We start from the raw sequence: 26,888 nt of genomic DNA, 5'->3' as shown, positions 1-26,888 counted from the left end.
GCAATCGTAATAATTCTTTTGCAGTATCAATAAGTTCAGGAGGGAGATGGCATGTCACTACAAAACGACATTATCACTGCGTTAGGCGTGAAAAGCAGCATCGATCCAGCACAGGAAATTCGTGTTAGCGTTGATTTTTTAAAGAATTATCTGAATGCTCACCCGTTCATTACGTCGTTAGTTTTGGGTATCAGCGGCGGTCAGGATTCTACGTTGACAGGCAAACTGTGCCAAACGGCTATCACGGAATTACGTAATGAAACGGGGACATCTCGCTATCAGTTCATCGCTGTTCGACTGCCTTACGGCGTTCAGGCTGATGAAGCTGACTGTCAGGATGCCATCGCCTTTATCCAACCTGACCGCGTATTAACCGTAAACATCAAGCCCGCGATCGAATCCAGTGAAGCCACCTTACGAGCCATTGGCGTGGAACTTTCCGATTTTGTAAAAGGCAACGAGAAAGCCAGAGAACGCATGAAGGCGCAGTACAGTATCGCGGGTATGAATGCCGGACTTGTTGTGGGTACCGATCATGCAGCAGAAGCGGTAACGGGCTTTTTCACCAAATACGGCGACGGCGGTACCGATATCAACCCGATTTTCCGACTGAACAAGCGTCAGGGGAAAGCGCTGCTGCGCGAACTTGGCTGCCCTTCTCATCTTTATACGAAAGCCCCAACCGCCGATCTGGAAGAAGACCGTCCCTCTCTCCCTGATGAAGTCGCACTGGGCGTCACCTATGAAAAGATCGACGACTATCTGGAAGGCAAGCAGATCGATGCTAGTGATGCAGCCACTATCGAAAACTGGTATCGCAAAACCGAGCACAAGCGTCGCCCACCGATTACTGTTTTTGATGACTTCTGGCAGTAAGCTATCGCTATGAATATCACCGGACGCAGATACGGCGTCCGGATTGCTATTGATTCCTTCTGCGCACTCTTCATCGATTCCCTCATCATTCGAGTGGCAGGAAAACCAACGCACAGGCAACGTGAAGCATGACGGGTATAAACATGACGCCACAGCGCGCCACACTCACGGGCCTGCTGGCTATCATTCTATGGAGCACATCCGTTGGGCTTATTCGCAGTCTGACCGAAGCGCTCGGCCCCATTGGGGGCGCCGCGATGATTTACTCCACCAGCACGCTGTGTCTACTGGTCTTTTATGGTCTTCCACGCATTAAAACATTACCCAGAATCTATTTGTTCGCGGGCGGTGCACTATTTGTCTGCTATGAAATATTTCTGTCTCTATCCATCGGATTAGCCGATAGCCGCATGCAGGCGATGGAAATAGGGATGATTAACTATTTGTGGCCCAGTTTAACCATACTCTTTTCTCTTTTTATCAATCAGCAGAAAAGTCGTTTCCTGCTCTGGCCCGGCCTCGTGATCTCGCTGGGCGGCATCGTGTGGATTATGAAAGGAGAAAGTGACTGGACGCCAGAGCTACTGTGGAACAACATTCTTGCTAACCCGCTAGCCTACAGCCTGGCATTTTCTGCGGCCTTGACCTGGGCGCTATACTGCAATATCACCAAGCGTTATGGGCAGGGAAAAAGTGGCGTGTCGCTGTTCTTTTTCATCGCTTCGCTCGTGTTATGGATTCAGTATTCCTTCAGTGCCGAAGGGCCAATTTCATTAACGTTGCCAAGTTCGCTGGAATTGCTCTTTATGGGTGCTTCAGCCGCATTGGCCTATTCAGCATGGAATGCCGGTATTCAGTATGGCAATTTGACGTTACTGGCAACCGCCTCTTACTTTACGCCCGTGCTTTCCACATTACTGGCCGCGCTCTGGCTCAACATCACACCGGCCATTTCGTTCTGGCAAGGCGTCGCAATGGTAACTGCCGGCTCACTGCTTTGTTGGTATGCAACACGATCGTCCACTCGCTGATCCGTTTTCGGCCGGGCTTCTCGGCCACTAAAAACCCTAATTTGCACGCGGTCACATTCTTCTCGCTAACCTGTTATAGTCACCTTCACATTTCGTTACCTAAAAAAGTCATACATGTTAAGGCGTTTCTTTTCGTATTATTCCCCTTACAAGGGGTTATTCGTCCTCGATTTTGGCTGCGCTATTATCGCTGGCCTGCTTGAACTAGGGTTTCCGATGGCGATTAAAGCGTTCATCGATAAATTGTTACCAGCTCAGGATTGGTCTCTGATCCTGTTAGCGTCGGTGGCGCTATTGGCAGTGTATCTGCTGAATACCGCGCTGATGGCCATCGTCAACTATTGGGGACATGCGCTGGGCGTGGGAATTGAAACCGACATGCGTCGACAGGCATTTGAGCATCTGCAAAATTTGCCATTCCGTTACTACGACAATATGAAGACCGGGCATATCATCACTCACGTCACCAAAGATCTGGAAGAAGTCGGTGAAATCGCCCACCACGGCCCGGAAGACCTCTTTCTCGCTATCATGACGTTTATTGGCGCGTTCATTCTGATGGCAACGGTTCACCTGAATCTGGCGCTGCTGACGATTATTATCGTGCCTTTCATGGGGTATCTCGTCAGCCGCTATGGCGCACGCATGACGGAAACCTGGCGCCAACTCTTCGGTCAGGTCGGCAATTTCAACGCCCGAATCGAAGAGAGTGTGGGCGGTATCCGTGTCGTTAAGGCTTTTGCCAATGAAGCCCATGAGAAGAAACTGTTCTCTCACGATAACGAAAACTACCGCCGTACCAAATTGCAGGCCTATCGCATCATGACAGCCAGCATGACGCTCAGCTACCTCAGCACACGCCTGATACAGCTTATCGTAATGCTAGCAGGTATCTGGTATGTCATTCAGGGCGAGCTCACTTACGGCGGTTTTATTGGCTTCCTGCTGCTGATTGAAGTTTTCTTCCGTCCGATCGCCAAAATTACCTCTGTGCTAGAGAGCTATCCCAAGGGCATTGCGGGATTCAAACGCTTTACTCAACTGATCGATACGATTCCCGAGATTGCTGATGCGCCCGATGCGCGTGATGCCGGCCCGTTGAAAGGCGACATCCAGTTTAATGAGGTTAGTTTTGGTTATTCCGCCGACCGCCCGATTCTGCGCAATATCGACCTGTCGGTTCGCGCAGGGGAAACAGTCGCGTTTGTTGGCCCGTCAGGCGCGGGCAAAACCACGCTTTGTTCTCTGTTACCGCGCTTCTACGATTTAACCCACGGTACCATCACCATTGACGGCATGGATATCCGCCAGATGACACAGGCATCCTTGCGTAGCCAAATCGGCATCGTACAACAAGATGTCTTCCTGTTCGGCGGCACCATCCGGGAAAACATCGCTTACGGCAAACTTGGCGCCAGCGACGGCGAAATCATGGAAGCCGCACGACAAGCCAGGTTAGATGAACTTATCGAGAATCTCCCTGAGGGGCTGGATACTATGGTCGGCGAACGCGGCGTTAAACTTTCTGGCGGGCAAAAACAGCGTTTGTCTATTGCCCGAATTTTCCTGAAAAATCCGCCGATCCTAATTCTGGACGAAGCAACATCCGCGCTGGATACCGCGACGGAGCAAGCGATACAGCAGTCGCTCAGCGAGCTTTCCACGGGGCGCACCACGCTAGTCATCGCCCACAGGCTAGCAACCATACAGAACGCGGGACGTATTGTGGTGGTGGATAACGGCAGTATCATTGAGCAAGGTAGCCACCAGACACTGCTGGAACAAAGTGGCATCTATGCCAGACTACATCAGGCACAGTTCGGCCAGGCCTGATTCCCACCTTTCTTCGGCGAGGGTCTCCTCGCCTTTTCCCCTCCTTCTTTTAAACATAGATGTGACTTCAGTGGTTCCCCTTGCAATAAATTGCATTTAAAATGCATCTATTATGATTTCATCAGGACATGACGCACATGGCGAGAAAACCCCTGGGAAAATATCGACAGCGGGAGATTCGTACCGTCGGATTGATGATCGCATTGTATGAAAAACGCCACCCTGAAACCGACGCTAGTACGCAGTATAACGACTTATTCAGCTACGCCATCAAGCGTCTGGAGCGTTGTCATTTCGGTGAAGATAAACCCGCGTGTAAGCATTGTCCTATTCACTGCTATCAACCCGCAAGACGCGAGGCGATCAAAGCGATTATGCGCTGGTCGGGGCCACGAATGTTGCTACGCCACCCGATTCTGGCGATACGCCATTTGATTGACGATCATCGGCCAGTGCCGGATTATCCCAAAAGAGGAACATCGTCAAAGACGTCAACCGGACGAGCAGCTCGTTTAGCAACGCAGCACGCTACATCAGCAGACAATGACGCTGATAAAGTGAAAAGTGTATAGATAGGAAAAGGCCGCTTACGCGGCCTTTTTGGGTGACACTGTTACTCTTTGGGAGAGGCGTTCTCTACCCTACTTTTTAGCTTTTGCCCCGGACGGAACGTGACCACACGGCGCGCCGTAATCGGAATATCTTCGCCAGTTTTTGGGTTACGCCCCGGACGTTGGTTCTTGTCTCGCAAATCAAAATTGCCAAAACCTGACAACTTGACCTGCTCGCCATTTTCCAAAGCGCGACGAACTTCTTCAAAAAACAGCTCGACTAGTTCTTTGGCATCCCGTTTGCTCAGCCCGAGCTTCTCAAACAGGTATTCTGACATTTCAGCTTTAGTAAGCGCCATAGGTTCAATCCCTCAAGGATGCTTGGAATCGCTGTTTTAATGCTGCTACGCATTCTGCAACGGTAGCGGCAATTTCCTCTTCTGCCAGTGTACGCGTGGTATCTTGCAGGGTCAGACTGATAGCCAGACTCTTATAACCTTCCGCTACGCCCTTCCCTCGGTACACGTCGAATAAGTTTACGCCAACTAACTGATTTGCGCCAACTTTCTTACACTCGGCCAAAATATCTCCCGCGGGGACATTTTCAGCTACCACAACAGCAATATCGCGACGGTTCGCAGGGAAGCGGGAAATCTCGTTCGCATCAGGCAATACGCGGTCTGCGACCTTATCCCACAACAATTCGAACACCACGGTGCGCCCGTTCAGATCCAACTTGCGCTCCAGTTCTGGGTGAATAACGCCAATAAATCCAATGCGTTCTCCGCACAGATAAATAGCAGCACTTTGCCCTGGATGCAATGCCGGATTATTTTCAGCCTTGAATTCGACCTCATCCAACTTACCCGTCAATGCCAGTACCGCTTCCAAATCGCCTTTTAAATCATAGAAGTCAACGGCCTGACGCGCCAGATCCCAATGCTCTTCATAACGCGTGCCAGTAATCACACCAGACAGCATCAGATCCTGACGAATACCCAAGTCAGCACTGGCATCCGGTACAAAACGCAGACCGCTTTCAAACAGGCGCAGGCGGCTTTGTTGACGGTTTTGGTTATACACCGCCGCGCTCAGCAAGCCGCTCCACAGCGATAAACGCATCACCGACATCTCTACGGAAATCGGGCTCGGCAAGCTCAGTGACGCCTCATTAGGGTGAATTAGTCCCTGAATTTTCGGGTCAACAAAACTGTAAGTAATTGCTTCCTGGTAGCCGTGATCGACTAATAATGTCTTCACGCGCTTCAATGCCAACGACGCTTCGCGATGCGAGGTCATGATCAATGGAGCCTGAGTCGGAATATTCGGAATGTTGTTGTAGCCGTAAATACGCGCGACTTCTTCAACCAAATCCTCTTCAATTTCCATATCAAAGCGCCAGCTCGGTGCAGTCGCTTGCCAACCAGCGTCGGTTTTCACCACGTTACAGCCCAGACGTTGCAGGATATCGCTCACCTGCTCATCGGCGATCACATGGCCAATAAGACGATCCAGCTTCTCACGACGCAGCGTAATCGTTGCGCGCGTTGGCAAATCAGCGTCGCTGGTGATATCAACTACCGGACCCGCTTCGCCACCACAGATATCGATCAGCAGACGAGTGGCGCGTTCAATGGCTTTGTGTTGTAACGCCGGATCGACGCCACGCTCGTAGCGGTGAGAAGCATCGGTGTGCAAACCGTGACGACGTGCGCGGCCGGTAATCGACAGCGGGTTAAAATAGGCACACTCCAACAGAACGTTTTGCGTTTCTTCATTGACGCCGGAATGCTCGCCGCCAAAGATGCCGCCCATCGCCAGCGCATTCTGTTGGTCAGCAATAACTAACGTATCCGCATTCAGCTTCACTTCGTTGCCATCCAGCAGCGTCAGCGTTTCGCCCTCTTCCGCCATACGCACGATAATGCTGCCGTTGAGACGGTCAAGATCGAATGCATGCATCGGCTGGCCGAGTTCCAGCAAAACGTAATTCGTCACGTCAACTACGGGATCGATAGAACGAATACCGCAGCGACGCAGTTTTTCACGCATCCACAGCGGCGTTGCGGCCTTAACGTTGATGCCTTTCACAACACGGCCTAAATAACGCGGACATGCCTGTGGTGCCTCGACCTGAATCGGGAAGGTATCCTGAATCGTCGCGGCAACCGGTTCAATAGTCGGTTCATTCAACGCTAACTGGTTCAACACAGCGACATCACGCGCCACACCGATGATGCCTAAGCAATCCGCCCGGTTTGGCGTCACGCTGATTTCAATCGCGTTGTCATCTAGCTTCAGATAGTCACGAATATCGGTGCCAATCGGTGCATCTGCTGGCAGTTCAATGATGCCATCGTGATCGTCGGAAATGCCCAATTCGGAAAATGAGCACAGCATGCCTTCAGACGGTTCGCCACGAAGTTTGGCTGCTTTGATTTTGAAATCACCCGGCAACACAGCACCGACTGTCGCTACCGCCACTTTCAGGCCTTGACGGCAGTTCGGAGCACCGCAGACGATGTCCAGCAAGCGTTCACCGCCTACATTGACTTTTGTCACACGCAGTTTATCTGCATTCGGGTGCTGCCCACATTCAACAACTTCACCGACAACCACACCGTGGAATGCGCCAGCAACAGGCTCAACGCCATCCACTTCCAGCCCGGCCATCGTGATTTGTTCGGATAGCGTTTCGCTGTCAACTGCCGGGTTTACCCACTCGCGTAACCAGAGTTCACTGAATTTCATGATGTATACCCGCCTTACTTAAACTGTTTGAGGAAACGCAGATCGTTTTCGAAAAATGCACGCAGATCGGTCACGCCATAGCGCAGCATCGTCAGACGCTCCATGCCCATACCAAATGCGAAACCGGAATACACTTCGGGATCGATACCGACATTACGCAGGACATTCGGGTGCACCATGCCGCAACCCAACACTTCCAGCCATTTACCGTTTTTACCCATGACATCCACTTCTGCGGATGGCTCGGTAAACGGGAAATAAGACGGACGGAAGCGAACCTGCAAATCTTCCTCAAAGAAATTACGCAGGAAATCATGCAGCGTGCCTTTCAGATTGGTGAAGCTGATGTCTTTATCGACAATCAGCCCTTCCATCTGATGGAACATCGGCGTATGGGTCTGATCGTAATCGTTACGATAAACGCGGCCCGGCGCGATGATACGAATAGGTGGCTGCTGCTTTTCCATGGTCCGGATCTGGACACCAGAAGTCTGTGTACGCAGCAGGCGTTTAGCATCGAACCAGAACGTGTCGTGGTCGGCACGTGCAGGATGATGACCTGGAATATTTAACGCATCAAAGTTGTGATAGTCGTCTTCGATTTCTGGCCCAGTAACCACCGAAAAACCCAGCTCGCCGAAAAAAGTTTCGATACGATCGATGGTGCGCGTCACTGGGTGCAAACCACCATTCTCAATGGTGCGCCCCGGCAAGGAGACATCGATAGTTTCTTGCGCCAGACGCGCATTTAACTCAGCGGATTCCAGCGTTTGCTTACGGGCATTCAGCGCGTCCTGAACGTCTTGCTTAGCTTGGTTAATAACGGCGCCAGCGGCAGGACGTTCTTCAGCCGGCAACTCGCGCAGCGAGGTCATCTGAAGGGTTAAGTGACCTTTTTTACCCAGATATTCGACACGCACATTTTCCAGTGCGGCAACATCCTGGGCCTCTTCTATAGCTGTTCTGGCTTTGGCAACCAGCTCTGCGAGATGTGGCATTGTGTTCCTCTTTTTCTGCCTATGCGGCCAACGGTCATGATTGAAGAATGTCGTTTTACTAAAAACGATAGTAAAAACCGATAATTATAAACAAAAAAGCCTCCCTGAGGGAGGCTTAAGCGCTACTTTTCGTTTCTTTTCTTACGCGCAAAGCCCCCTGAGTTCAGGCGCTAAAGTAAAAAAAGAAACGGAAAATAGCAGCGTTCATACTTGCGTGACCTTGATCATGTGGATAATAAAAAGCCTTGTAAATAACAAATAATGGTCGTACTTAACGAAAAAAGGGAGCCAAAGCTCCCTCTCTTAACTGACTTACGCCAGTGCCGCTTTCGCTTTTTCGACCAGAGCGCTGAACGCTAACTTGTCGAATACTGCGATATCAGCCAGGATCTTACGGTCAATTTCAACAGAGGCTTTTTTCAGGCCGTTGATGAATTTGCTGTAAGACAAGCCATTTTGACGGGCTGCTGCATTGATACGTGCAATCCACAGCTGGCGGAATTGACGTTTACGTTGACGACGGTCGCGGTAAGCGTATTGACCAGCTTTGATTACTGCCTGAAAGGCAACACGATAAACGCGCGAACGGGCACCGTAGTAACCTTTCGCTTGTTTCAATATTTTCTTGTGACGTGCACGGGCAACTACACCACGTTTTACGCGAGCCATATGCTCTCTCCTAAAGTCTTATTCTGAATTAAAAAAAGGTTACTTATGCGTACGGCAGACATGCAATCACAAGGCCCAGATCCCCTTTGGAAACCATACCTTTAGGACGCAGATGACGTTTACGCTTAGTCGACTTTTTAGTCAGAATATGACGCAGGTTAGCATGCTTACGCTTGAAACCGCCGCCGGCGGTTTTTTTAAAGCGTTTAGCGGCGCCACGTACTGTTTTAATCTTTGGCATTGTTATTTCCACTTCGCATTGTTAATAAAACGAATCAGATAAGGCGAACAAAACCGTACAATACAGAGGCCGCACGGCATTGCTACTTGAATGCCTTACTGTTTCTTCTTCGGTGCTAACACCATGATCATCTGGCGGCCTTCGATCTTCGATGGGAAGGACTCGACAACTGCCAGTTCACTCAGATCGTCACGAACGCGGTTAAGCACTTCGATACCAATCTGTTGGTGTGCCATTTCACGACCGCGGAAACGCAGTGTGATTTTAGCTTTGTCACCATCTTCAAGAAAGCGAATCAGGTTGCGTAGTTTGACCTGATAGTCGCCATCATCGGTACCAGGTCGGAATTTGATTTCCTTGACCTGAATAACTTTTTGTTTTTTCTTCTGTTCCTTTGTAGCCTTACTCTTCTCATAAAGGAACTTGCCGTAATCCATAATTCGGCAAACCGGCGGCTCGGCGTTCGGACTGATTTCAACTAAATCAACACCTGCTTCTTCGGCTTTTTCTAATGCTTCATTTAGACTTACGATGCCCAGCTGTTCGCCTTCGACGCCTGTCAGGCGTACCTCATTTGCGCGAATCTCTCTGTTGATGCGATTAGGACGCGCCGGTTGAACTCGTTTTCCGCCTTTAATACCTATACCTCCAATTGATGAAGACTACGGCTGCGAATTTCTTGCTGCAGCTTACTGATAACTTCACTGACGTCTAGGCTCCCCAGGTCTTTACCACGACGAGTGCGGACAGCAACTTTTCCTGCCTCGACCTCTTTGTCGCCACAAACCAGCATATAGGGAACACGTCGTAAAGTGTGTTCTCGGATTTTAAAGCCTATCTTCTCATTTCTCAAGTCTGCTTTTACACGAATGCCCGCTTCTTGCAGTTTTTGGGTCAATTCGTTGACATAATCAGACTGGCTATCGGTGATATTTATAATAACCACTTGAACCGGAGCTAACCAAGTTGGGAAGAAACCAGCAAATTCTTCGGTCAAAATACCGATGAAACGCTCCATTGATCCCAAAATAGCCCGGTGAATCATAACCGGCACCTGACGCTCGTTGCTTTCGCCAACGTAAGACGCGCTCAGACGACCCGGTAATGAAAAGTCGAGCTGCACCGTACCACACTGCCACGCACGATCCAAACAGTCATGCAAGGTAAATTCAATTTTTGGGCCGTAGAACGCCCCTTCACCCGGCTGATAGGCGAATTCGATGTTATTTTCAGTCAACGCAGCGGCCAAATCGGCTTCAGCGCGATCCCACATTTCATCGCTGCCAATACGTTTCTCAGGACGTGTAGACAGTTTCACCACGATTTTTTCAAAACCGAAGGTGCTGTACATGTCATACACCATCTTGATACAGCTGTTCACTTCATCACGCACCTGCTCTTCCGTACAGAAGATATGCGCATCGTCCTGAGTGAAACCGCGCACGCGCATTAAACCATGCAGAGAGCCTGACGGTTCATTACGGTGACAGCTACCGAACTCAGCCATACGCAGCGGCAGATCGCGATAGGATTTCAATCCTTGATTGAAAATTTGTACGTGGCCTGGGCAGTTCATCGGTTTGATGCAGTATTCACGATTCTCTGATGAAGTCGTGAACATCGCTTCTTTATAGTTATCCCAGTGGCCGGTTTTTTCCCACATCACGCGATCCATCATGAATGGACCTTTCACTTCCTGATACTGGTACGACTTCAGCTTCATACGTACAAACGCTTCAAGCTCGCGGAAGATCGTCCAACCGTCGTTGTGCCAGAACACCATACCCGGCGCTTCTTCCTGCATGTGATACAGGTCAAGCTGTTTGCCAATTTTGCGATGGTCGCGCTTAGAGGCTTCTTCAAGGCGTTGCAGGTAAGAAGCCAGCTGCTTTTTATCCGCCCACGCGGTACCGTAAATGCGTTGCAGCATTTTATTTTTGCTATCGCCACGCCAGTAAGCGCCGGAGGTTTTCTGCAATTTGAAATGATGGCAGAAACGCATATTCGGTACGTGCGGACCACGGCACATATCGATGTATTCTTCATGGTGATACAGACCCGGACGATCATCGTGGCTGATGTTCTCATCCAGAATTGCAATTTTGTAGGTCTCACCGCGTGCAGCGAACGCATCGCGCGCTTCCTGCCAGCTGACTTTTTTCTTGATTACGTCATAGTCGGTGTCAGCGAGCTCGTGCATACGCTTTTCGAGCAGCTCAATGTCTTCCTGAGTCAGGGTACGGTCGATGTCAACGTCATAGTAAAAACCGTTGTCGATAACCGGACCGATCGCCATTTTGGTATCTGGCCATAGTTGCTTGATCGCATGACCCAACAGGTGCGCACAGGAGTGGCGAATAATTTCCAGACCCGCATCATCTTTAGCGGTGATGATGGCTAACTGCGCATCAGTGTCGATCTTATCGCTGGCGTCAATCAACTCGCCATCGACGCGTCCGGCGATGCAGGCTTTTGCCAGACCAGGACCGATATCAAGTGCAACATCCAGGGGAGAAACGGCGTGGTCGTAATGACGCTGACTTCCATCAGGAAGGGTGATAACTGGCATTATAATTCCCTTATTTACAGTGGTGAGCCACACGAAAGCTCACATGCAAAAATCGCATATCAATTGAAAATCAAAAAGTGTTAACCATGCTATTTCTCTGTACTCTGCGAAATATATACACATGAAGCACACGACTGCAGGTGCGCATTAGCGTGACATGGAAAACGTCGCGGCAATAATACACCTTATAAGTTATGTGTTAAAGCCGGATGGGTAGCCTGCTCATCTTTGCATCGTAATGAACAGGCCACAAAAGCGTTTACTGCGTTTGAGTGGATTTCATCGCGGCACTATTTTTGCGGGAGAATAGGTTTTGCGGGAGAACCGGAAGCCAAGCCAAATAACGGCAATCCAGAACGGAATTAACATTACCGAAATGCGAATCCCCGGTGACAGCAGCATAATCACCAAAATCCCCGCCAAAAACGCCAGACACAGGTAGTTACTCCACGGATACCAGAAAGCTTTAAACGCGGGCACAATCCCCTTCTCCATCATTGCCTGACGAAAACGCAGGTGTGCAAAGCAGATCATGATCCAGTTAATCACCAGCGTTGACACCACCAGTGCCATCAACAGTTCAAAGGCTTTACCCGGCATCACATAGTTAATCGCCACACCGAGCGATGTCGCCAACGCCGACAGCGCGATTGAACGAACGGGCACACCGCGCGCATTGACCTTAGCGAGAGATTTCGGCGCATTTCCCTGTTTTGCCAAGCCGTACAGCATCCGACTATTGCAATATACGCCGCTGTTATACACTGATAGCGCTGCTGTCAGAACCACGACGTTGAGCACGTTCGCCACTATATTGCTGTTAAGTGCTTGGAATATCAGGACAAACGGACTACCGCCTCCGACCACATTACCCCACGGGTAGAGCGACAATAAAATAGACAATGCGCCGATATAGAAAATCAGGATACGGTACACCACCTGATTGGTCGCCTGAGGAATAGAGCGCTTCGGATCGGCAGCCTCAGCGGCTGTGATTCCAACTAACTCCAAGCCGCCGAATGAAAACATGATCACCGCCATCGCCATGATCAATCCGCTTGCGCCATTCGGCATGAATCCGCCATGGATCCATAAGTTACGTACCGTTGCCGTTTCGCCGCCATTACCACTCAGCAACAGCCAACTGCCGAAGACAATCATCCCGACAATGGCAAGTACTTTGATAATAGCGAACCAAAATTCTGTTTCCCCAAACATCTTCACATTAACCAGATTGATAAGGTTAATCAGCACAAAGAATATCGCTGCGGACAGCCAAGTCGGTGTATCAGGCCACCAATATTGGATATAAATCCCTACGGCCGTCAGTTCTGCCATCCCGACCAGAATAAACATCGCCCAGTAGTTCCAGCCGGCCAGAAAACCTGCAAAATCACCCCAGTATTTAAAAGCAAAGTGGCTAAACGAACCCGCTACCGGCTCTTCCACCACCATCTCACCCAGCTGTCGCATAATCAGAAACGCAATCATTCCGGCGATAGCGTAGCCTAATAAGACGGACGGCCCCGCCATTTGGATAGTCTGCGATATCCCTAAAAACAATCCTGTACCAATAGCGCCACCCAGCGCAATCAACTGAATGTGTCGGTTTTTTAACCCTCGTTTTAAAACCAGTTCCTGTTGATCATTTGCCATGTTGTTTTTGTGCTTCCTGTAAAGCTTTCTTCATTTTTATATCAATACCTACTCACGCCATCAGCATAAAATATGGCGTAAACAGGTAAAAGTGCTACACAGAGACTAAGCCATTAACGTTCAGGGATGACATTTTTAAACGTTAGCTCTACATCATCACGATCGAGCTCGACGGCAAGCGCTTCAGGCTCACTTTGCTCTACATTCTGGGGCAGCAGTTTTTTCAATAATGCTAACTGCTGACGTTGCTGCTCTACGATCTCTTGCAACAATTTCACTTGCTCATTCGCTCTGACACTCGCCCGATTGACAAAAAACCAGACCAGCGCAGCCAGCAGCACAACCAGCAAGACAAAAACCACTTCTAATATGTTCACAACGACTCCACTATAACCACTATGACAGGTACCTGCTGGCTATCTTAACACCGTGGCGTAGCCAAGTTCGATACCCAAACCATCCGTTAACCACATCGTGTTGATGCACATCGCTATCGTATTGGTACAAAAATCAAAAACGTGGGGGAACGTTTTTCAACGTCGCTTGCGATGGCACGCCATAAAAAAGCCTGTCGGTAAAGACAGGCTCAGGAATTGATAGGAAATATCAGAAAGGGAAATTGTGGTAGCCCATTTGCTCAGAGATATTTCTAGCTGCGGTGTGCAGCATGGCCACATATTCGTGTTTGTTTTCTTCTGAAAAACGAATCGTTGGGAAGGAAATACTGAGGCCGGCAATCACCACACCAAAACGATCGAATACTGGCACAGCGATACAACGCAGCCCTTCTTCCTGCTCTTCTTTATCTTCCCCGTAGCCTTGCTCACGCACGACATCCAGTTGATTGAGAAGATCTTCAGCAGTACACAATGTGTGTGGCGTACTACGCGTGAATTCGACAGTCGACAGAACCTCTTCCACTTCACCGCGATCGCGCCAAGCCAGCAACACTTTACCAATTGCGGTACTGTGTAGTGGATTACGGCGACCGATGCGCGAATACATACGCAGGTTATACATAGAATCAATCTTGTGGATATAAACGATGCCGTCTTCATCCAACGCGCCAAGGTGAATCGTTTCCCGCGTCAGCACAGACAACTCGCGCATCTGTATATCCGCACTGCGGATTAAGTCTACGTTCTGCAATGCTTTTGCACCAAGTTCAAACAACTTGAGCGTTAGCGAATACTTCTCTGATTCACCTTCCTGCGCGACATAGCCCAGGGATTTCATCGTCTGCAAGAAACGGTAAACGGTACTCTTAGACATCATGACTCGCTGAGAAAGCTCGGTAATACCAATTTCTCTCTCTTCACCTAATGCCTGCAAAATACCAAAAACCTTTAAAACGGACGACACGGAATCGGGTTGTTTATCTAAATCTGCACTAGCCATTTTTGTGGTTACCCTACTCAGGTTTTTTTGTTTTAAAAAAAATAGAACAATGGTTTTAGTATAAAGGGAACGCTTTGATTATGGCAATGGAGCAACAACGATAATCAAGTTAAGTTTGAGAAATAACCGCGTCAGAGACTTAATAAAATAATATGTAAGTAAATATTTTAAAATAATCCGCGCCATGAAACGTGACGCGGATTTATTAGTATTATTAGTTCCAGACTGAATCAGGAACCTTCGCCAGATACAACGCAGGTTTTCCATCTACGTCAGAAGTAAACAGAACTTGTTTATTATCCGGCGTGAAAGACGGGTGCGGGTGAGTGACCTGACGGTCCCCTTCCAACACTTCCCAGGATGTATTGTGCTGCGCAATACGATGTTCTTTGCCAGTTTTCAGGTTGAAAACATACAGGAACGGATCGTTCTCAATTTTGTAGCCACCATCATCCTGCACGTCGACCGGTGCATCGGAACCATCACCGACCAACAGTGTGCCATCATAGTTACTCATCAGGTGAGAACACGGCGGCATTACACGCAGTTGGCGATCTTCCAGCGTAACGGGATCGATGCTGCGAATATAACGGTTGGTATCGTCTTTAAGATAAGAGACATAAATCATCGCGGAGCCATCCGGCACCCAAAATTCGTGGGTGCAGCTTTCGCCTTCTGCATGCTCTTTCACTTTGCGCATGTTGGTGCCATCTTCGTTGATGAACCACATACGAGCATCAACCAGGTCATGCGGGCCTTCGTGACAGAAAGCAACCGTGTTGTCATCACCCGGACGGTAGATTGGGTGGCCCAGCCACTGGTTTTCCTGAAGAATAGTCTCCGCTTCGCCCGTTACCAAATCGACGCGAATCAGACGACAGCAAGGATTAGTGAAGTAGAACTCCTGGAATTTTTTCCAATCGGTCAGTGGCTTCCAGTCTTCTTTCTTGATCTCAATACCGACCATTTTGGTGCAATCGGAGTTGGCAACCCAAGTGCCGTAGCCGACCCAATCGTCAGGCACCTGATAAATCGTTTTCTCTTCCAGCGTAGTCAGATCGACACGCATCAAATTACGGGTATTTTTAACGTAATACAGCGCATCGTCGTTCGGAGACAGGAAACCACCAAAGGTGTTGTCGCCTTTGCCTTCCGTCAACTGTGTGGCGTTCTGCTCTTTTAAATCCAGCAGATAGTAGTTCCATGGGCCATCAAATGCAGCGCCAAACAGCAGCTTGCTACCGTCATTGAAGAAACACTTCTGGTAGAAATAGTTGCGGTGGCAGATAACATCGGGCGGGGTTAAACGCACAACTTCGGTGCCGGTTGCTGCATCCTGGTAGGTATGAAACGTTAGGGGGATCTTATTACCTTTGGCCATCCGTAAATCCTTAGAACTTATCATGAAGAATTTGACGCCACACACGCATACGCTTCGATAACCTGACATTACTGAACGTCCGACGAATCGGTCACCCCGACACCGGTTGTTCAAAAATCAGGCCACAAATCTCACGCGAGACGCCTGTCATATCGGTATTATAGAAACAATGTTTCATTTTTCCGTGATCGTGGTTTTATTTTATAAAACATTCTTCATGTTTTCACCACCTGTTTCAGATCTCGTGAAAACATTCGAGCAGAGAAAGCGCAGGTTTGATGAATCAATAAACGCTGAAATAACAAAGGCCCGAATGGGCCTTTGGAAAGAAACTATCGTAAATTACTTCAGATACTCGCCGGAGCGCAGCGCTTCAATTCGCTTATCCAACGGCGGGTGCGACATAAACAATTCACTGAAGGATTTCGATTTGCCGTTAATGCAGAAAGCCATCATGCTGCCCTCTTCCTGCGGCTCATAACTGGTCTTCAAGCGTTGCAGTGCAGCGATCATTTTTTCACGCCCCACCAGCTTGGCGGAACCGGCATCCGCATGGAATTCACGGTAACGTGAGAACCACATGGTGATGATGCTGGCAAGAATACCAAAAACCAGTTCCAGCACAGTTGCGACAGCAAAGTAAACCATCGGGTTGCCGTTGCTACTTTCGCCTTCATCGCGGTTACCGGACAGAAAACCGGAAACAACCTGAGCGATCAGACGAGAAATAAAGATAACGAAGGTGTTAACTATCCCCTGAACCAGCGTCATCGTCACCATGTCGCCATTTGCAATGTGGCTGATTTCATGCGCGATAACCGCTTCAGCCTCATCACGGCTCATGTTTTGCAACAAACCGGTGCTTACCGCCACCAACGATGCATCACGACGAGCTCCCGTTGCGAACGCATTGATGTCAGGTGCATGATAGATTGCCACCTGTGGCATCGCGATCCCAGCCTGCTGTGACTGTGAACGAACGGTTTCTACCAGCCAACGTTCGGTTTCGTTACGTGGTTGTTCAATGACTTCACCGCCAACGGACCGTAACGCCATCCATTTAGACATCAGCAGTGAAACAAACGCACCGCCAAAGCCAAACAGCCCAGCCATTATCATTAAGCCCTGGACACTGCTGGACTGAATTCCCGTCAGGCTGAGTACCAGCCCGAAAACCAACATCACCGCCAGGTTGGTGATCAGGAAAAGCGCAATACGCATCATAAAAGTCTGATTTCCTCTCGCAGAAAGATAAAGTTTGCAACACCTACATCGTATGGGTTGCCGTGGCATTTTCAAGCATTCTTAACTTTTCAGTTACTAAATCCACATAACTTTACACTTTTCAAAAGGAAAGCGGCGTCCTGCCTACTGGTAATCCTTATGCATCAGCGCGACAGCGTTGACCGAAAATCGATAAATGCTGCGGCGTGGTCCACCTGAATCGCGCCCACGCCAGCGCGAATTAATGCTCCCCACACCGCGTCAGGATCGGCTAAGGCTCGCGTATCGCTATAGTCGAGCGAATGCGCGCAATCCAGCGTATTCACCCAAATCCGTACGCCAAGCCGTTGAAATTCGGCAGACGTCTCAACCACTGCCTCAATGTGGTCAAAATTGGCTTCCACAATGGCAACACCAAAATCGTCAACCTGCCGCAGAATATCGACGGTTATCCCCCGTTGAAGGCGAATCAACGGCATATAAGGTATCTGGGTATCCTGAGACGGAGAGGCAATAGGAAAACAGGCTGAAGAAAGATTCATCGGGCTTTTCATGATCACGCCCGCGCTAAGGCCTTTATCACGAATATCGCGTGCGATAGCACCAAATTCGCGATCGTGCTTAACATCCACATTGATGGCAACACGCCCTCGCGCCTCTTCGAGAATCTCATACAACAGCGGGACCTGTTCGTTACTCAGCGGCCATGCCGAACCGCCGTCACTTCCACGTAGACACGCCTGACGAATCTCCGCCAGCGTCATCCGACCAATGCTACCGCTCATATCACTCGTGCGATCAAGCGTGTCATCATGAATCACGACAACGTGACTATCTGCCGTTAATTGCGCATCTATTTCCACAATATCCACGCCCAAAAGAATGGCTTCCCGCAGTGCCTTCAGCGAATTTTCCGGCGCCGACGCCCAGACACCGCGATGTGCTACTGTCAGAACCGTCGTGTTTTGCGCCGCAATCAATTCCTGAGTTATACCTTTACTTTGCCTTGTCATCAGACGAAAACTCCACATAAACGAGAAATATCACGGATGACGGGAAACCGACTGCGCAAAATGCTGCAACAGAAGATCACCGCGCGAAACCACATTGTCCAGCGCCTGCTGCGGCGTTTCCTGCTCTGCCCAGACTTTCTCCAACTCCTCGTCCATGATGGTGCGAATTTGCGGCATATTGCCTAATCGAAATCCGCGCGTATAAGGCAATGGTGGCTTATTTGTTATCTGTTTCATGGCAACATCACTGCCGGGGTATCTGGCATAAAACCCCTGCTCGCGCGTCAGATCGTAGGCAGGCTGCGTCACCGGCAAATAGCCCGTCATCTGATGCCATTCGGCGGCATTTTCCGGTAGCGTCAGAAAATGTAGAAACTCCGCAATCCCTTGATAATGCGATGCCGTTTTCCCTTTCATGACCCAGAGGCTTGCGCCTCCAATGAATGTATTCTGCGGCGCGCCTTTAGCCTCTTCGCTGTAAGGCAACATTCCTACACCGTAGTGAAATTTGGCATAGTTCTGAATCTTGCGTAGCCCACCCGATGAGGTGGTCAATATGCCGCAATCACCGTTATAAAAGCGTGTAGTGCCCTCGTCATTGCGACCGAAATAGCTGAATTCCTTCTTCTTCATCATTTCTGCAAGCTGAGCAACGTGTGCGACCTGCAACGGACCGTTCACCAATAGATGCGCATCGACACCGTCGAAGCCATTGTTTTTCGTCGCAATCGGCAGCCCATTCCACACACTAAAAGCCTCCAATAATATCCAGCCTTGCTGCCCTGCGTTCGTATAACCGCATGTCATCCCACTCTGTCGCAACCGCGCCGCATCGTACGCCAGCTCATTCCAGGTCCGAGGGGGTTTATCGGGATCGAGTCCCGCTTTGATAAACGCATCTTTGTTGTAGTAAAGAACAGGCGTTGAGCTATTAAACGGCTGGGAAATCAGATGCCCGGTCTGGCTGTCGCTATAAAACAGCGCCACGGCGGGCAGAAAGGCTTTTTCGTCATTATCGATACCGACCTGTTTGAACAGATCAAACACTGGGATAATCGCCCCGCTATGCATCATATTCGGTGTGCCGACATCATAAACCTGCAAAATATCCGGCGCGTTACCCGTGCGATAAGCGGCAATACCAGCAGCCAGCGTCTGCTCATAACTGCCCTTATAGATCGGTTCAACATGATACGTCGTCTGAGATTCATTAAACCGATTGACCAGCCGTATCAATTCCGTGTTCAGGTTGCTGTCCATGCCATGCCAAAACGTCAGTTCAACGGCAGCTCTGGCAGACAGGGGGACAAGTAAAACCATACTCAATAGCATCAAAAAAACAGATGTGAACCTAAACCGAATCATCATGGTGTTTTCTCCGGTTACTTTTCATTTTCAAAGGGAAGTCATTTATAGCGAAAGCGCGTTTTAGGAAAAAGACGTGCCGATAACGACGCTAGGGTTCGCCTGTGACACGTAGATGACTGGGAAAGTGATGAACTGTATCGCGATATTTCAGCAGGTAAAGAGAGGGGATTTGGTGGCAGGAAAGGGGAAAAAAAATCGCGCTGGGCAGCATGTGGAGCCCAGCGCGATGTTCTGTTAGCGTGGCGTTCTATCAGCTCTGTGCGTGTACCATATCCACACGCATTGAGGCAGCAACGGGCTGATGTTTAGGCGGTTTAATCCACAGGGTAATCAGCAGCGAGACGACAGACATAATGATAATTGCCATAAATGTCGCCTGGAAGCCCCCGAGTTGTGCGGCGATAAACGATCCAGACAACGCGCCGATACCGAATCCCTGATAAATCACGCCGTAGTTTTTACTGTGATTTTTCAGGCCGAAGAAGTCGCCGACAATCGCTGGGAACACGGTGATGTTACCGCCAAAGCAGAAAGCAATCGCGCTGACACAGATAAAGAACAGAATGGGACTAAGCGGCAGAAACGTCATCACGGACACCGCCAGAATCGTCACAAACAGCGTAAAGGTGATGACTCGTATACGTCCGACATTATCGGAAAGTGCGCCAAGCACAATACGCCCAACGGTATTAAAAATCGCAATCGCAGACACGGCATTTGCCGCCGTCGCCATATCCATCCCAGCCATTTGCACGCCGATATCTTTCACGATACCGATCAAATACAGGCCGCTCATGCACGCAGTGAAGAAGATAATAAACAGCAAATACGATTCTTTGGTCGCCAACATCTCGGCAAGAGAGAAATCACGCGTCTGCCCTTGAACCGCAACCTGTTGTACTGGCACCGCAGCAGGCTCTTTCAGCAATGAACTCCCGACCAGAATCATCGCCATAACGATAATTCCCCAGTAGAAAAAGGCTTCTGATACACCCACTTCCGCAATCAAAAAGCTGTTTACATATTTGAACAACAGGCTTCCGGTACCAAATGCGCCAACCGAAATACCCGCGATCAGCCCTTTGCGGTTAGGGAACCATTTAATCAAATTGGACAGCGTCGTGATGTAAGCCGTGCCATCAGCAAAACCGACAACAACCCCCATCAGCAGATAAATCAGTGTCAGCGATGGGCTCACCGCACTCGCCATCAGACCAGCACCCAGCGCGATGCCGGCGATCATGGTCAAGCGGCGCAGGCCAATACGTTCCTGAAACTTACCGGCAAATAGCGTTGCAAATGCCAGACAGAAACTGGTAATTGAAAACGTCGTCGCAACGGAGCTCAGCGCCCAGCCAAATTTGTCCACGAGAGGCTGATTGAATAAACTCCAGGTGTAAATCGTGCCGAGTCCCATTTGGGTGATAATGGTACCGAGGACAATCAATCCCCGATTAACAGGTTTGGTATTCATGGATTTTCCCCTACATCAAAAATTGGTCCGATTCACTCGGCACACTAAAAATATAAGCTGATGTGGAGAAGAAAAAATCCATCAAAACACTGTCAGCTTATGGGCTGAGGCCAGTATACAAGCGGGCTGACAGTGATTGATCGAATGGGGAATGAGATGCCTGAAACGCGGAATGAAATGCCTTTAAAGGCGCATCAATGACCTGAACTCCTTTATCTTGCTCCGGCTGACCGGGACTTCAAAATCCAGATCGTTCAATCGCAGGATATACGTATTGTTAAACCACGGCACAATTTCACGGATTTTCGTCAGGTTGACGCAGTAAGAGCGATGGCAGCGGAAGAAATAGTCTTCCGGCAAACGGCTACAAAACTCCGTAATATTCATCGGCATGATGAACTCTTCACGTCGGGTGTAAACCAGCGTGACCTTTTCCTGCGCGGCAGCGTAGTAGATATTGTTAATATCCGTGACGATAATCCGTTCATCTTTCATCAGATTAATCGTTTGCTGTGCGCCTCTTGGTGCACCCGCATGCGCGCCCGTTTCGACAGCAGGTGCAACTTGCCGCTGTTGCCAGGCCGCTTCCAGCTTACGCAACATCGTGATGATACGAGATTCATGATATGGCTTGAGAATGTAATCGAAGGCCTCGACTTCAAACGCCTCGACCGCATGTTCTTTGTACGCCGTAATAAAAATGATGTAAGGCTTATGCGCAAATTTACTGATGTTTTGCGCCAGCCAAACACCGTCTAACGACGGGATATTGATATCCAAAAAGATCGCATCGACTTCGTTATGTTGCAGATACTTCAGGACATCCAGCCCGTCATCAAATGTTGACTCAATCGTAATATCACTGTGCTGTTTGATGAGATAACTCAGCTCTTGCTGCGCGAGGAACTCATCTTCAACAATAATGGCTTTCATGGGTTGCCTCCTGTTTTCTCAGCAGAATATCTTGATGACGGCACCTGCACGGTATCCGGCAATGCCGACGGGGTTTTATCTTCTCGTGGAATATAGAAATAAATCTCAGTCCCAGGTTCCAAACGGCGAATATGTAAGCCATCACCATAGAGCAAGCGGACTCGGTGATGAACATTAAGCAGGCCAATCTTATTCCCCGGCAATTCATTGCGCGCGACGCGATCTATCGTCTCCTGACTGATGCCGTGGCCTGTATCTTTTACCGCCACCAGCAGCTTATCGCCCTGCTCTTTCACGGACAGCACTACGGTTCCCTTTCCTTTGAAAGGCTGAATACCATGCACAATCGCATTTTCCACCAGCGGCTGAATTAATAAGCTAGGAATTTTGTACGCCACATCGTCGTCAATATCGTAAATCACCGTCAACTTAGCGCCAAAGCGCGCCTGCTCAATCGCGATATAATCCTGTATTTGGTACAGCTCTTTTTTTATATCGATCAGCGCATCGTCATTGAGCTCAAGGTTATAGCGCAAATAGCGAGACAGATTGATGACCAACTGGCGCGCCGTATCGGGATTAATTCGAATGGACGAGGAGATCGCATTCAGAGCATTAAAAAGAAAGTGCGGATTGATTTTACTTTGCAGCGCTCTCAATTCCGCCTTATTTGCCATATCGCGCAGTTGTTCTGTACGGGAAACCTCAATTTGCGTTGACATGATTTGCGATAGGCCGACAGCCATCACGCGTAATGAATAGGTAATTTTATGTGCATGGCGATAATAGATTTTCAGCGTGCCTGTCACCTGCCCATGTTCCCACAGCGGGATGACAATCATCGAATGAATTTCCGGCGTAAGATGCTGTTCATCATTATTTTTAATGATGATTTTTCCGTCATGAATCGCCTGCTGCGTCATCGGGCTGATAATGTCGTGGCCGATATTATATTTGTCTTCCCCAATCCCCACATAAGCCTGAATGTGCTGCGTGTTCGTTATCGCTACTGCGTCCGCATTAATTTCAGTACGGATGATTCTACAAATGGCCGTCAGTGAATCACTGTTGATATTGCGGAAATACGGCAGTGTTTTGTGTGCGATATCGAGTGCGAGTTTGGCCTGCCTAGCGGCAATCACCTCTTTTTCATTCGCTACACTCTGCACCAGCAGTACAATCAGGCCAATACAGATGGAGCCAAGAATCATCGGCACGGCAATTTTTGAAACAATATCCAGCCCTAACTCGATCGGCGTCGCCCATGCTACAACCAGCAACATAGTTAATGACTCACACAGCATCCCGCCCAGAATCCCTATGCTCCACTGCTGCTCTTTTTTGACTTTCTTATTGATGTAGCCAGAAGTGATACCGGCGATGATGCTGGTAATCAAGCAAGGTACAGAGGTGATGCCATCAATATCAATTAAATAACGGTGTGCCCCCGCAATGATACCTGTCGCGATCCCCACCCAAGGGCCAAAGAGAATACCGCCAGACATCACGGCAATCACGCGCACGTTGACAAGCGACCCTTCAACATTAATACCGGAATACGTACCAAACAGCGCAAACAGTGAAAAGATGGCTGTCACCATCACCCGTTCTCTCGGAGAATGTTGCTCTTTTTGCAGTAATTGCCGGAACTGGCGCGTTCTTGTCAGGAAAAATAAACAAATCAGCATCAGGGCGGCGCGGTCAAAGACCGCAAGGAGCATTTCAAATATTTCGTGCACGGGACATCCGGTACTGGGTTACAAGCCTGCACTATAGGAAAAATGTGATCCACATTCCACTTTTTAGTCTGTTAACCGAGTGGGAAGCGCAAAGTATAAAAGCCAGCAGACGCTGGCTTTTAGGGAAAACTGGCATGGCACGACCATTTACACGTCTATCGGCTTATTCAATTTCAGTAGCTGAGTGAATTCCTCCGCAGGCATCGGATGCCCAAACAGATATCCCTGCGCTTCCTCACACCCTTTGCCCCGTAGCCGCTCACTCTGCTCTAATGTTTCCACACCCTCGGCAATCACGCCCAGACCAAAACTTTTGCCAAGATATAAGATCGCCCTGACAATCGCCGCATCCGGCGGAGATTCACACATGGTTCTGACAAAGGTTTGATCGATCTTCAGTCGAGTCACTGGGTAGTTTTTAAGCATGCTGAGAGATGCATAGCCCGTCCCATAATCGTCAAATGCGATGCCGATTCCCGCTTCCCGCAACATCTTTAACGGCTGCAACATATTCTCATCGTAACGCAGAATTATATTCTCCGTTATTTCAAGCTCCAGCGAGCTTGGTTCCAACCCTGTTCGAGCAAGGGTATCCATAATCTTCTGCGCCAGAAGGCCGGTACGAAACTGCGCGCTGAAAAGGTTAATGCTGATACGAAAATATTTGTCGCTAGTCTGACACCATTCTGCGGCCTGCTTACATGCCGTTTCTACGATCCAATCACCGATTCGCTCAGCCCACGGGCCATTTTCCAGTGCGGTGAGGAATGCGGCTGGGCCAAGCAATCCTCTTTCTGGGTGACGCCAGCGCAGCAGTGCTTCCGCACCAACAATCTCATTGGTCGCCAGTTTTACCTGTGGCTGATAGAACATTTCAAATTCATGCTGCTCGTAGGCTCGCACAAACTCGAGCTGAAAAGCATGCTTGGCCTGAAAGACTTCAAGCAGTTCACGTGTGAAAAAACGGTAACAATTTCGACCTTCGGACTTCGCCTGATACAGAGCTAAATCGGCGCTGGTCAAAAGATCTTGCACGGTCAATCCATAGTCGGGATACAGCACGGCCCCGATGCTGGCGCTAATATTGATTTGGTGATCGTCAATAATCATCGCCTGCGAAATTTCATGAATGATTTGCTCGGCAATTTTTCCCGCGACCTTTTTATCACTCAGGCCGGGAAACAGCAGTGCAAACTCATCCCCGCCCATTCGCGCCACGACATCACCGGAACGGACCGCCGCTTTTATTTTTTTAGCGACGTGCACCAGAATATCATCGCCGCTGGAATGCCCCAGACTATCATTAACATCTTTAAATCCGTCCAGATCGACCATCATGATACAGACCGCAGGTTCATTCTTTAGCGCGGTTTCGAGATTGGATGTTAATAACGTCCGGTTTGCCAAACCCGTGAGCGGATCCATATGCGCTAACAAAAATAGTCGTTCTTCATTGCGGCGGCGCTCTGTAATGTCACGCAATATCGCGCCATAGCTAACATTGTCGTTGTCTTCCCACATAGAAACCGACAATTCAACCGGTACCAAACTGCCGCTTTTAGCTTGCACATTCAGTTCCAGCATCACTCCTTTCATCAGTGAATCACGATCGGTGACTAAATGGTTGAGCTGCACGATAAAGGCATCAGGCACGATAGTATTAATATTGCGACCAATAATGTCTTCGTCACTGTATCCCAGCATGTGTTCCGCAGCGGTATTCCAGAAGGTAATCATCCCCTTCTCATTAACGCACAAAATCGTATCAGGTGAGGTATTAGCAATATTTTCAAAACGAACCTGACTGGCTTTACGCGCGAGTTCAAGGCGTCGCATTTCCAGCTTGTCCATGACCAATGAAGCCAGATCCTGCATATTGTGCTCATCACGCTTGGTGAAGGTCGTTCTGGGTTTCAAATCGATAATGCACAGCGTACCGATGGCATGTCCGGACGGCGTAATTAGTGGGATACCTGCATAAAAACGAATGTAGGGAATGCCCACAACCAGCGGGTTATTTTTGAAACGCGCATCTTTGAGCGCATCAGGCACCACCATGATCTTTTTCTTTAGGATCGTGTGGGCACAAAAAGAGATATCGCGAGGCGTTTCACAAAAAGGAACCCCCACGCTGGCGGCAAACAGTTGACGTTCAGCCTCTACCAACGACACCAAAACAATAGGCGCACTAAAGATGTTAGCGGCCAGACTAATCAGGTTACTCAGACCTGGGTCAAATAATACGTTCTTAATGCCATACTCACGAAGAGCAGCAAGACGTTTGTCTTCATCTTTGCTTATTGGGGCACGGCTCATGGGTTCCCCCCTCCCATCGTATTAATGTTCAGATTAGACAAAATTTAGCTATAAATCCAAAATGTTGCAGCAATGAGCACGACAAGAGCAACAGGCCAGCATGAGTAAACCAACGCTCCCTCTCTTGCCAAGAGCCAAGACGCATGGTGGCTGAGTGTGAGTATGGCAAAAGATCCAGACTCTATCATCCTTTCGAATCATTAATAATAACAAGTGGAAGTATCAATTAAAATGATAGATGAAAAACGAAATAGAAAGATACCGACGCACTCACAACGTTGAGCAATGCAGGCAGAAAAGAAAGGAAAAGGTTGGTATATTCAGAGACTCACTACCGGATAACGACAATATATTATCAAGTCATTAACAGAATATAACCAACCAAGGAACTATCAGGCGGGGAAATAGGTTATTGAATGCTCAGGTGTGTCATTTCTTGCTCGAATCACGACATCCCAAGTTCCTGTATAAGGCACGGTTAAATACACTTCTCCTTCAGCATGACGGCAAATAGAATCCTGCGTAGCACTATTCTTTTCGGTCATGGTTTCCTGTTCACCATTACTCATTTTCACTTCAAATGTATTAGCACACCGTACAATTACCGTATCACCGCCAAACAGACTTAAACACGTGCGAATTACAGACATACATCCTCCGCGACACGCAATCATGCGCATGCTTAATGAAACGAATTTATTGATTATATTTCCCACAACGGGATTTCCATAAGAGCAAAATACATACGGTCAGATTGTGATTTAGATCAATCTACACACATGTTTAAGTCAAATCAGGAGATGGAATAAGACGATACTATGACAGCCTGACATTTATTAGAATTTTTGATAGTCAGGCGATAGCATT

Annotated in this window: 23 protein-coding genes, 2 pseudogenes and 1 other annotated feature; of the genes and pseudogenes, 4 read left to right on the top strand and 21 right to left on the bottom strand. The window is 48.9% G+C overall.

From position 1 onward, the window contains the following. Positions 1-51 precede the first annotated feature (51 nt). The 4 genes from nadE (at position 52) to GZ59_RS10320 (ending at position 4,312) form a co-directional block, all read left to right on the top strand. On the top strand, positions 52-876 hold the full coding sequence (gene nadE, locus GZ59_RS10335; RefSeq protein WP_039291613.1) for an ammonia-dependent NAD(+) synthetase: 825 nt from the start codon (positions 52-54) through the stop codon (positions 874-876). Between the two features lie 143 nt (positions 877-1,019). Continuing rightward, entirely contained in the window at positions 1,020-1,907 is an 888-nt protein-coding gene (gene yddG / locus GZ59_RS10330) for an aromatic amino acid DMT transporter YddG (protein ID WP_039294945.1), read from the top strand. A 114-nt stretch (positions 1,908-2,021) separates the two neighbouring features. Continuing rightward, positions 2,022-3,740, top strand: a complete 1,719-nt coding sequence (locus GZ59_RS10325; protein ID WP_039291611.1) for an ABC transporter ATP-binding protein — start codon at positions 2,022-2,024, stop codon at positions 3,738-3,740. 137 nt (positions 3,741-3,877) lie between these two features. Further along, positions 3,878-4,312 (top strand): nitrous oxide-stimulated promoter family protein, encoded by a 435-nt coding sequence (locus GZ59_RS10320; RefSeq protein ID WP_039291608.1) that lies wholly within the window; start codon positions 3,878-3,880, stop codon positions 4,310-4,312. Positions 4,313-4,353: 41 nt separating this feature from the next. On the opposite strand, the gene ihfA is transcribed toward GZ59_RS10320, so the two are convergent. The 21 genes and pseudogenes from ihfA to GZ59_RS22880 form a co-directional block, all read right to left on the bottom strand. Continuing rightward, positions 4,354-4,650 (bottom strand): integration host factor subunit alpha, encoded by a 297-nt coding sequence (gene ihfA / locus GZ59_RS10315; RefSeq protein ID WP_009112984.1) that lies wholly within the window; start codon positions 4,648-4,650, stop codon positions 4,354-4,356. Between the two features lie 4 nt (positions 4,651-4,654). After that, positions 4,655-7,042, bottom strand: a complete 2,388-nt coding sequence (gene pheT, locus GZ59_RS10310; RefSeq protein ID WP_039291606.1) for a phenylalanine--tRNA ligase subunit beta — start codon at positions 7,040-7,042, stop codon at positions 4,655-4,657. Between the two features lie 14 nt (positions 7,043-7,056). Continuing rightward, a complete protein-coding gene (gene pheS / locus GZ59_RS10305; RefSeq protein WP_011093972.1) occupies positions 7,057-8,040 on the bottom strand; it encodes a phenylalanine--tRNA ligase subunit alpha in 984 nt (327 codons plus the stop codon). Positions 8,041-8,129: 89 nt separating this feature from the next. Beyond that, positions 8,130-8,253 (bottom strand) — a sequence feature (Phe leader region). After that, positions 8,204-8,248, bottom strand: coding sequence for a pheST operon leader peptide PheM (gene pheM / locus GZ59_RS23505; RefSeq protein WP_106120997.1), 45 nt, complete (start codon positions 8,246-8,248; stop codon positions 8,204-8,206). Its footprint overlaps the feature before it by 45 nt. A 99-nt stretch (positions 8,254-8,352) precedes the next feature. Further along, positions 8,353-8,709: a 50S ribosomal protein L20 gene (gene rplT / locus GZ59_RS10300; RefSeq protein WP_005968887.1), complete on the bottom strand. Its 357-nt coding sequence runs from the start codon at positions 8,707-8,709 to the stop codon at positions 8,353-8,355. A 43-nt stretch (positions 8,710-8,752) separates the two neighbouring features. Continuing rightward, positions 8,753-8,950 (bottom strand): 50S ribosomal protein L35, encoded by a 198-nt coding sequence (gene rpmI, locus GZ59_RS10295; protein ID WP_005968897.1) that lies wholly within the window; start codon positions 8,948-8,950, stop codon positions 8,753-8,755. A gap of 95 nt (positions 8,951-9,045) precedes the next feature. Then, positions 9,046-9,588: a translation initiation factor IF-3 gene (infC, locus tag GZ59_RS22885; protein WP_011093973.1), complete on the bottom strand. Its 543-nt coding sequence runs from the start codon at positions 9,586-9,588 to the stop codon at positions 9,046-9,048. Between the two features lie 2 nt (positions 9,589-9,590). Continuing rightward, positions 9,591-11,519, bottom strand: a complete 1,929-nt coding sequence (thrS, locus tag GZ59_RS10285) for a threonine--tRNA ligase (RefSeq protein ID WP_011093974.1) — start codon at positions 11,517-11,519, stop codon at positions 9,591-9,593. 279 nt (positions 11,520-11,798) lie between these two features. After that, a complete protein-coding gene (locus GZ59_RS10280; RefSeq protein WP_011093975.1) occupies positions 11,799-13,175 on the bottom strand; it encodes an amino acid permease in 1,377 nt (458 codons plus the stop codon). A gap of 113 nt (positions 13,176-13,288) precedes the next feature. Further along, entirely contained in the window at positions 13,289-13,552 is a 264-nt protein-coding gene (locus tag GZ59_RS10275) for a YebO family protein (RefSeq protein WP_011093976.1), read from the bottom strand. Positions 13,553-13,781: 229 nt separating this feature from the next. Beyond that, positions 13,782-14,573, bottom strand: coding sequence for a DNA-binding transcriptional regulator KdgR (gene kdgR, locus GZ59_RS10270; RefSeq protein WP_011093977.1), 792 nt, complete (start codon positions 14,571-14,573; stop codon positions 13,782-13,784). A gap of 214 nt (positions 14,574-14,787) precedes the next feature. Then, positions 14,788-15,954 (bottom strand): oligogalacturonate lyase, encoded by a 1,167-nt coding sequence (gene ogl, locus GZ59_RS10265; RefSeq protein ID WP_011093978.1) that lies wholly within the window; start codon positions 15,952-15,954, stop codon positions 14,788-14,790. Between the two features lie 342 nt (positions 15,955-16,296). Beyond that, a complete protein-coding gene (htpX, locus tag GZ59_RS10260) occupies positions 16,297-17,178 on the bottom strand; it encodes a protease HtpX (protein WP_011093979.1) in 882 nt (293 codons plus the stop codon). Between the two features lie 164 nt (positions 17,179-17,342). Continuing rightward, positions 17,343-18,191, bottom strand: coding sequence for a glycerophosphodiester phosphodiesterase family protein (locus GZ59_RS10255; RefSeq protein WP_039291594.1), 849 nt, complete (start codon positions 18,189-18,191; stop codon positions 17,343-17,345). Positions 18,192-18,221: 30 nt separating this feature from the next. Continuing rightward, a complete protein-coding gene (gene ugpB, locus GZ59_RS10250) occupies positions 18,222-19,559 on the bottom strand; it encodes a sn-glycerol-3-phosphate ABC transporter substrate-binding protein UgpB (protein ID WP_011093981.1) in 1,338 nt (445 codons plus the stop codon). Positions 19,560-19,809: 250 nt separating this feature from the next. Beyond that, complete coding sequence (locus GZ59_RS10245; RefSeq protein ID WP_011093982.1) at positions 19,810-21,033, bottom strand: L-lactate MFS transporter; 1,224 nt, start codon at positions 21,031-21,033, stop codon at positions 19,810-19,812. A gap of 183 nt (positions 21,034-21,216) precedes the next feature. After that, positions 21,217-21,504 (bottom strand): annotated as a pseudogene (locus GZ59_RS24075) (LytTR family DNA-binding domain-containing protein); the annotation flags it as partial. A 107-nt stretch (positions 21,505-21,611) separates the two neighbouring features. Next, positions 21,612-21,966: pseudogene (locus tag GZ59_RS24070) on the bottom strand (response regulator); the annotation flags it as partial. Beyond that, a complete protein-coding gene (locus GZ59_RS10235) occupies positions 21,963-23,705 on the bottom strand; it encodes a sensor histidine kinase (RefSeq protein WP_011093984.1) in 1,743 nt (580 codons plus the stop codon). The pseudogene GZ59_RS24070 and the gene GZ59_RS10235, both read right to left, overlap by 4 nt. A gap of 147 nt (positions 23,706-23,852) precedes the next feature. Continuing rightward, on the bottom strand, positions 23,853-26,021 hold the full coding sequence (locus GZ59_RS10230) for a sensor domain-containing phosphodiesterase (protein ID WP_011093985.1): 2,169 nt from the start codon (positions 26,019-26,021) through the stop codon (positions 23,853-23,855). 392 nt (positions 26,022-26,413) lie between these two features. Further along, positions 26,414-26,671: a hypothetical protein gene (locus GZ59_RS22880; protein ID WP_071598454.1), complete on the bottom strand. Its 258-nt coding sequence runs from the start codon at positions 26,669-26,671 to the stop codon at positions 26,414-26,416. Positions 26,672-26,888 lie beyond the last annotated feature (217 nt).

Source organism: Pectobacterium atrosepticum (assembly GCF_000740965.1).
Lineage (GTDB): Bacteria > Pseudomonadota > Gammaproteobacteria > Enterobacterales > Enterobacteriaceae > Pectobacterium > Pectobacterium atrosepticum.
Note: the sequence above shows the minus strand (reverse complement) of the source record. Positions and strands in the feature narration are given on the sequence as shown.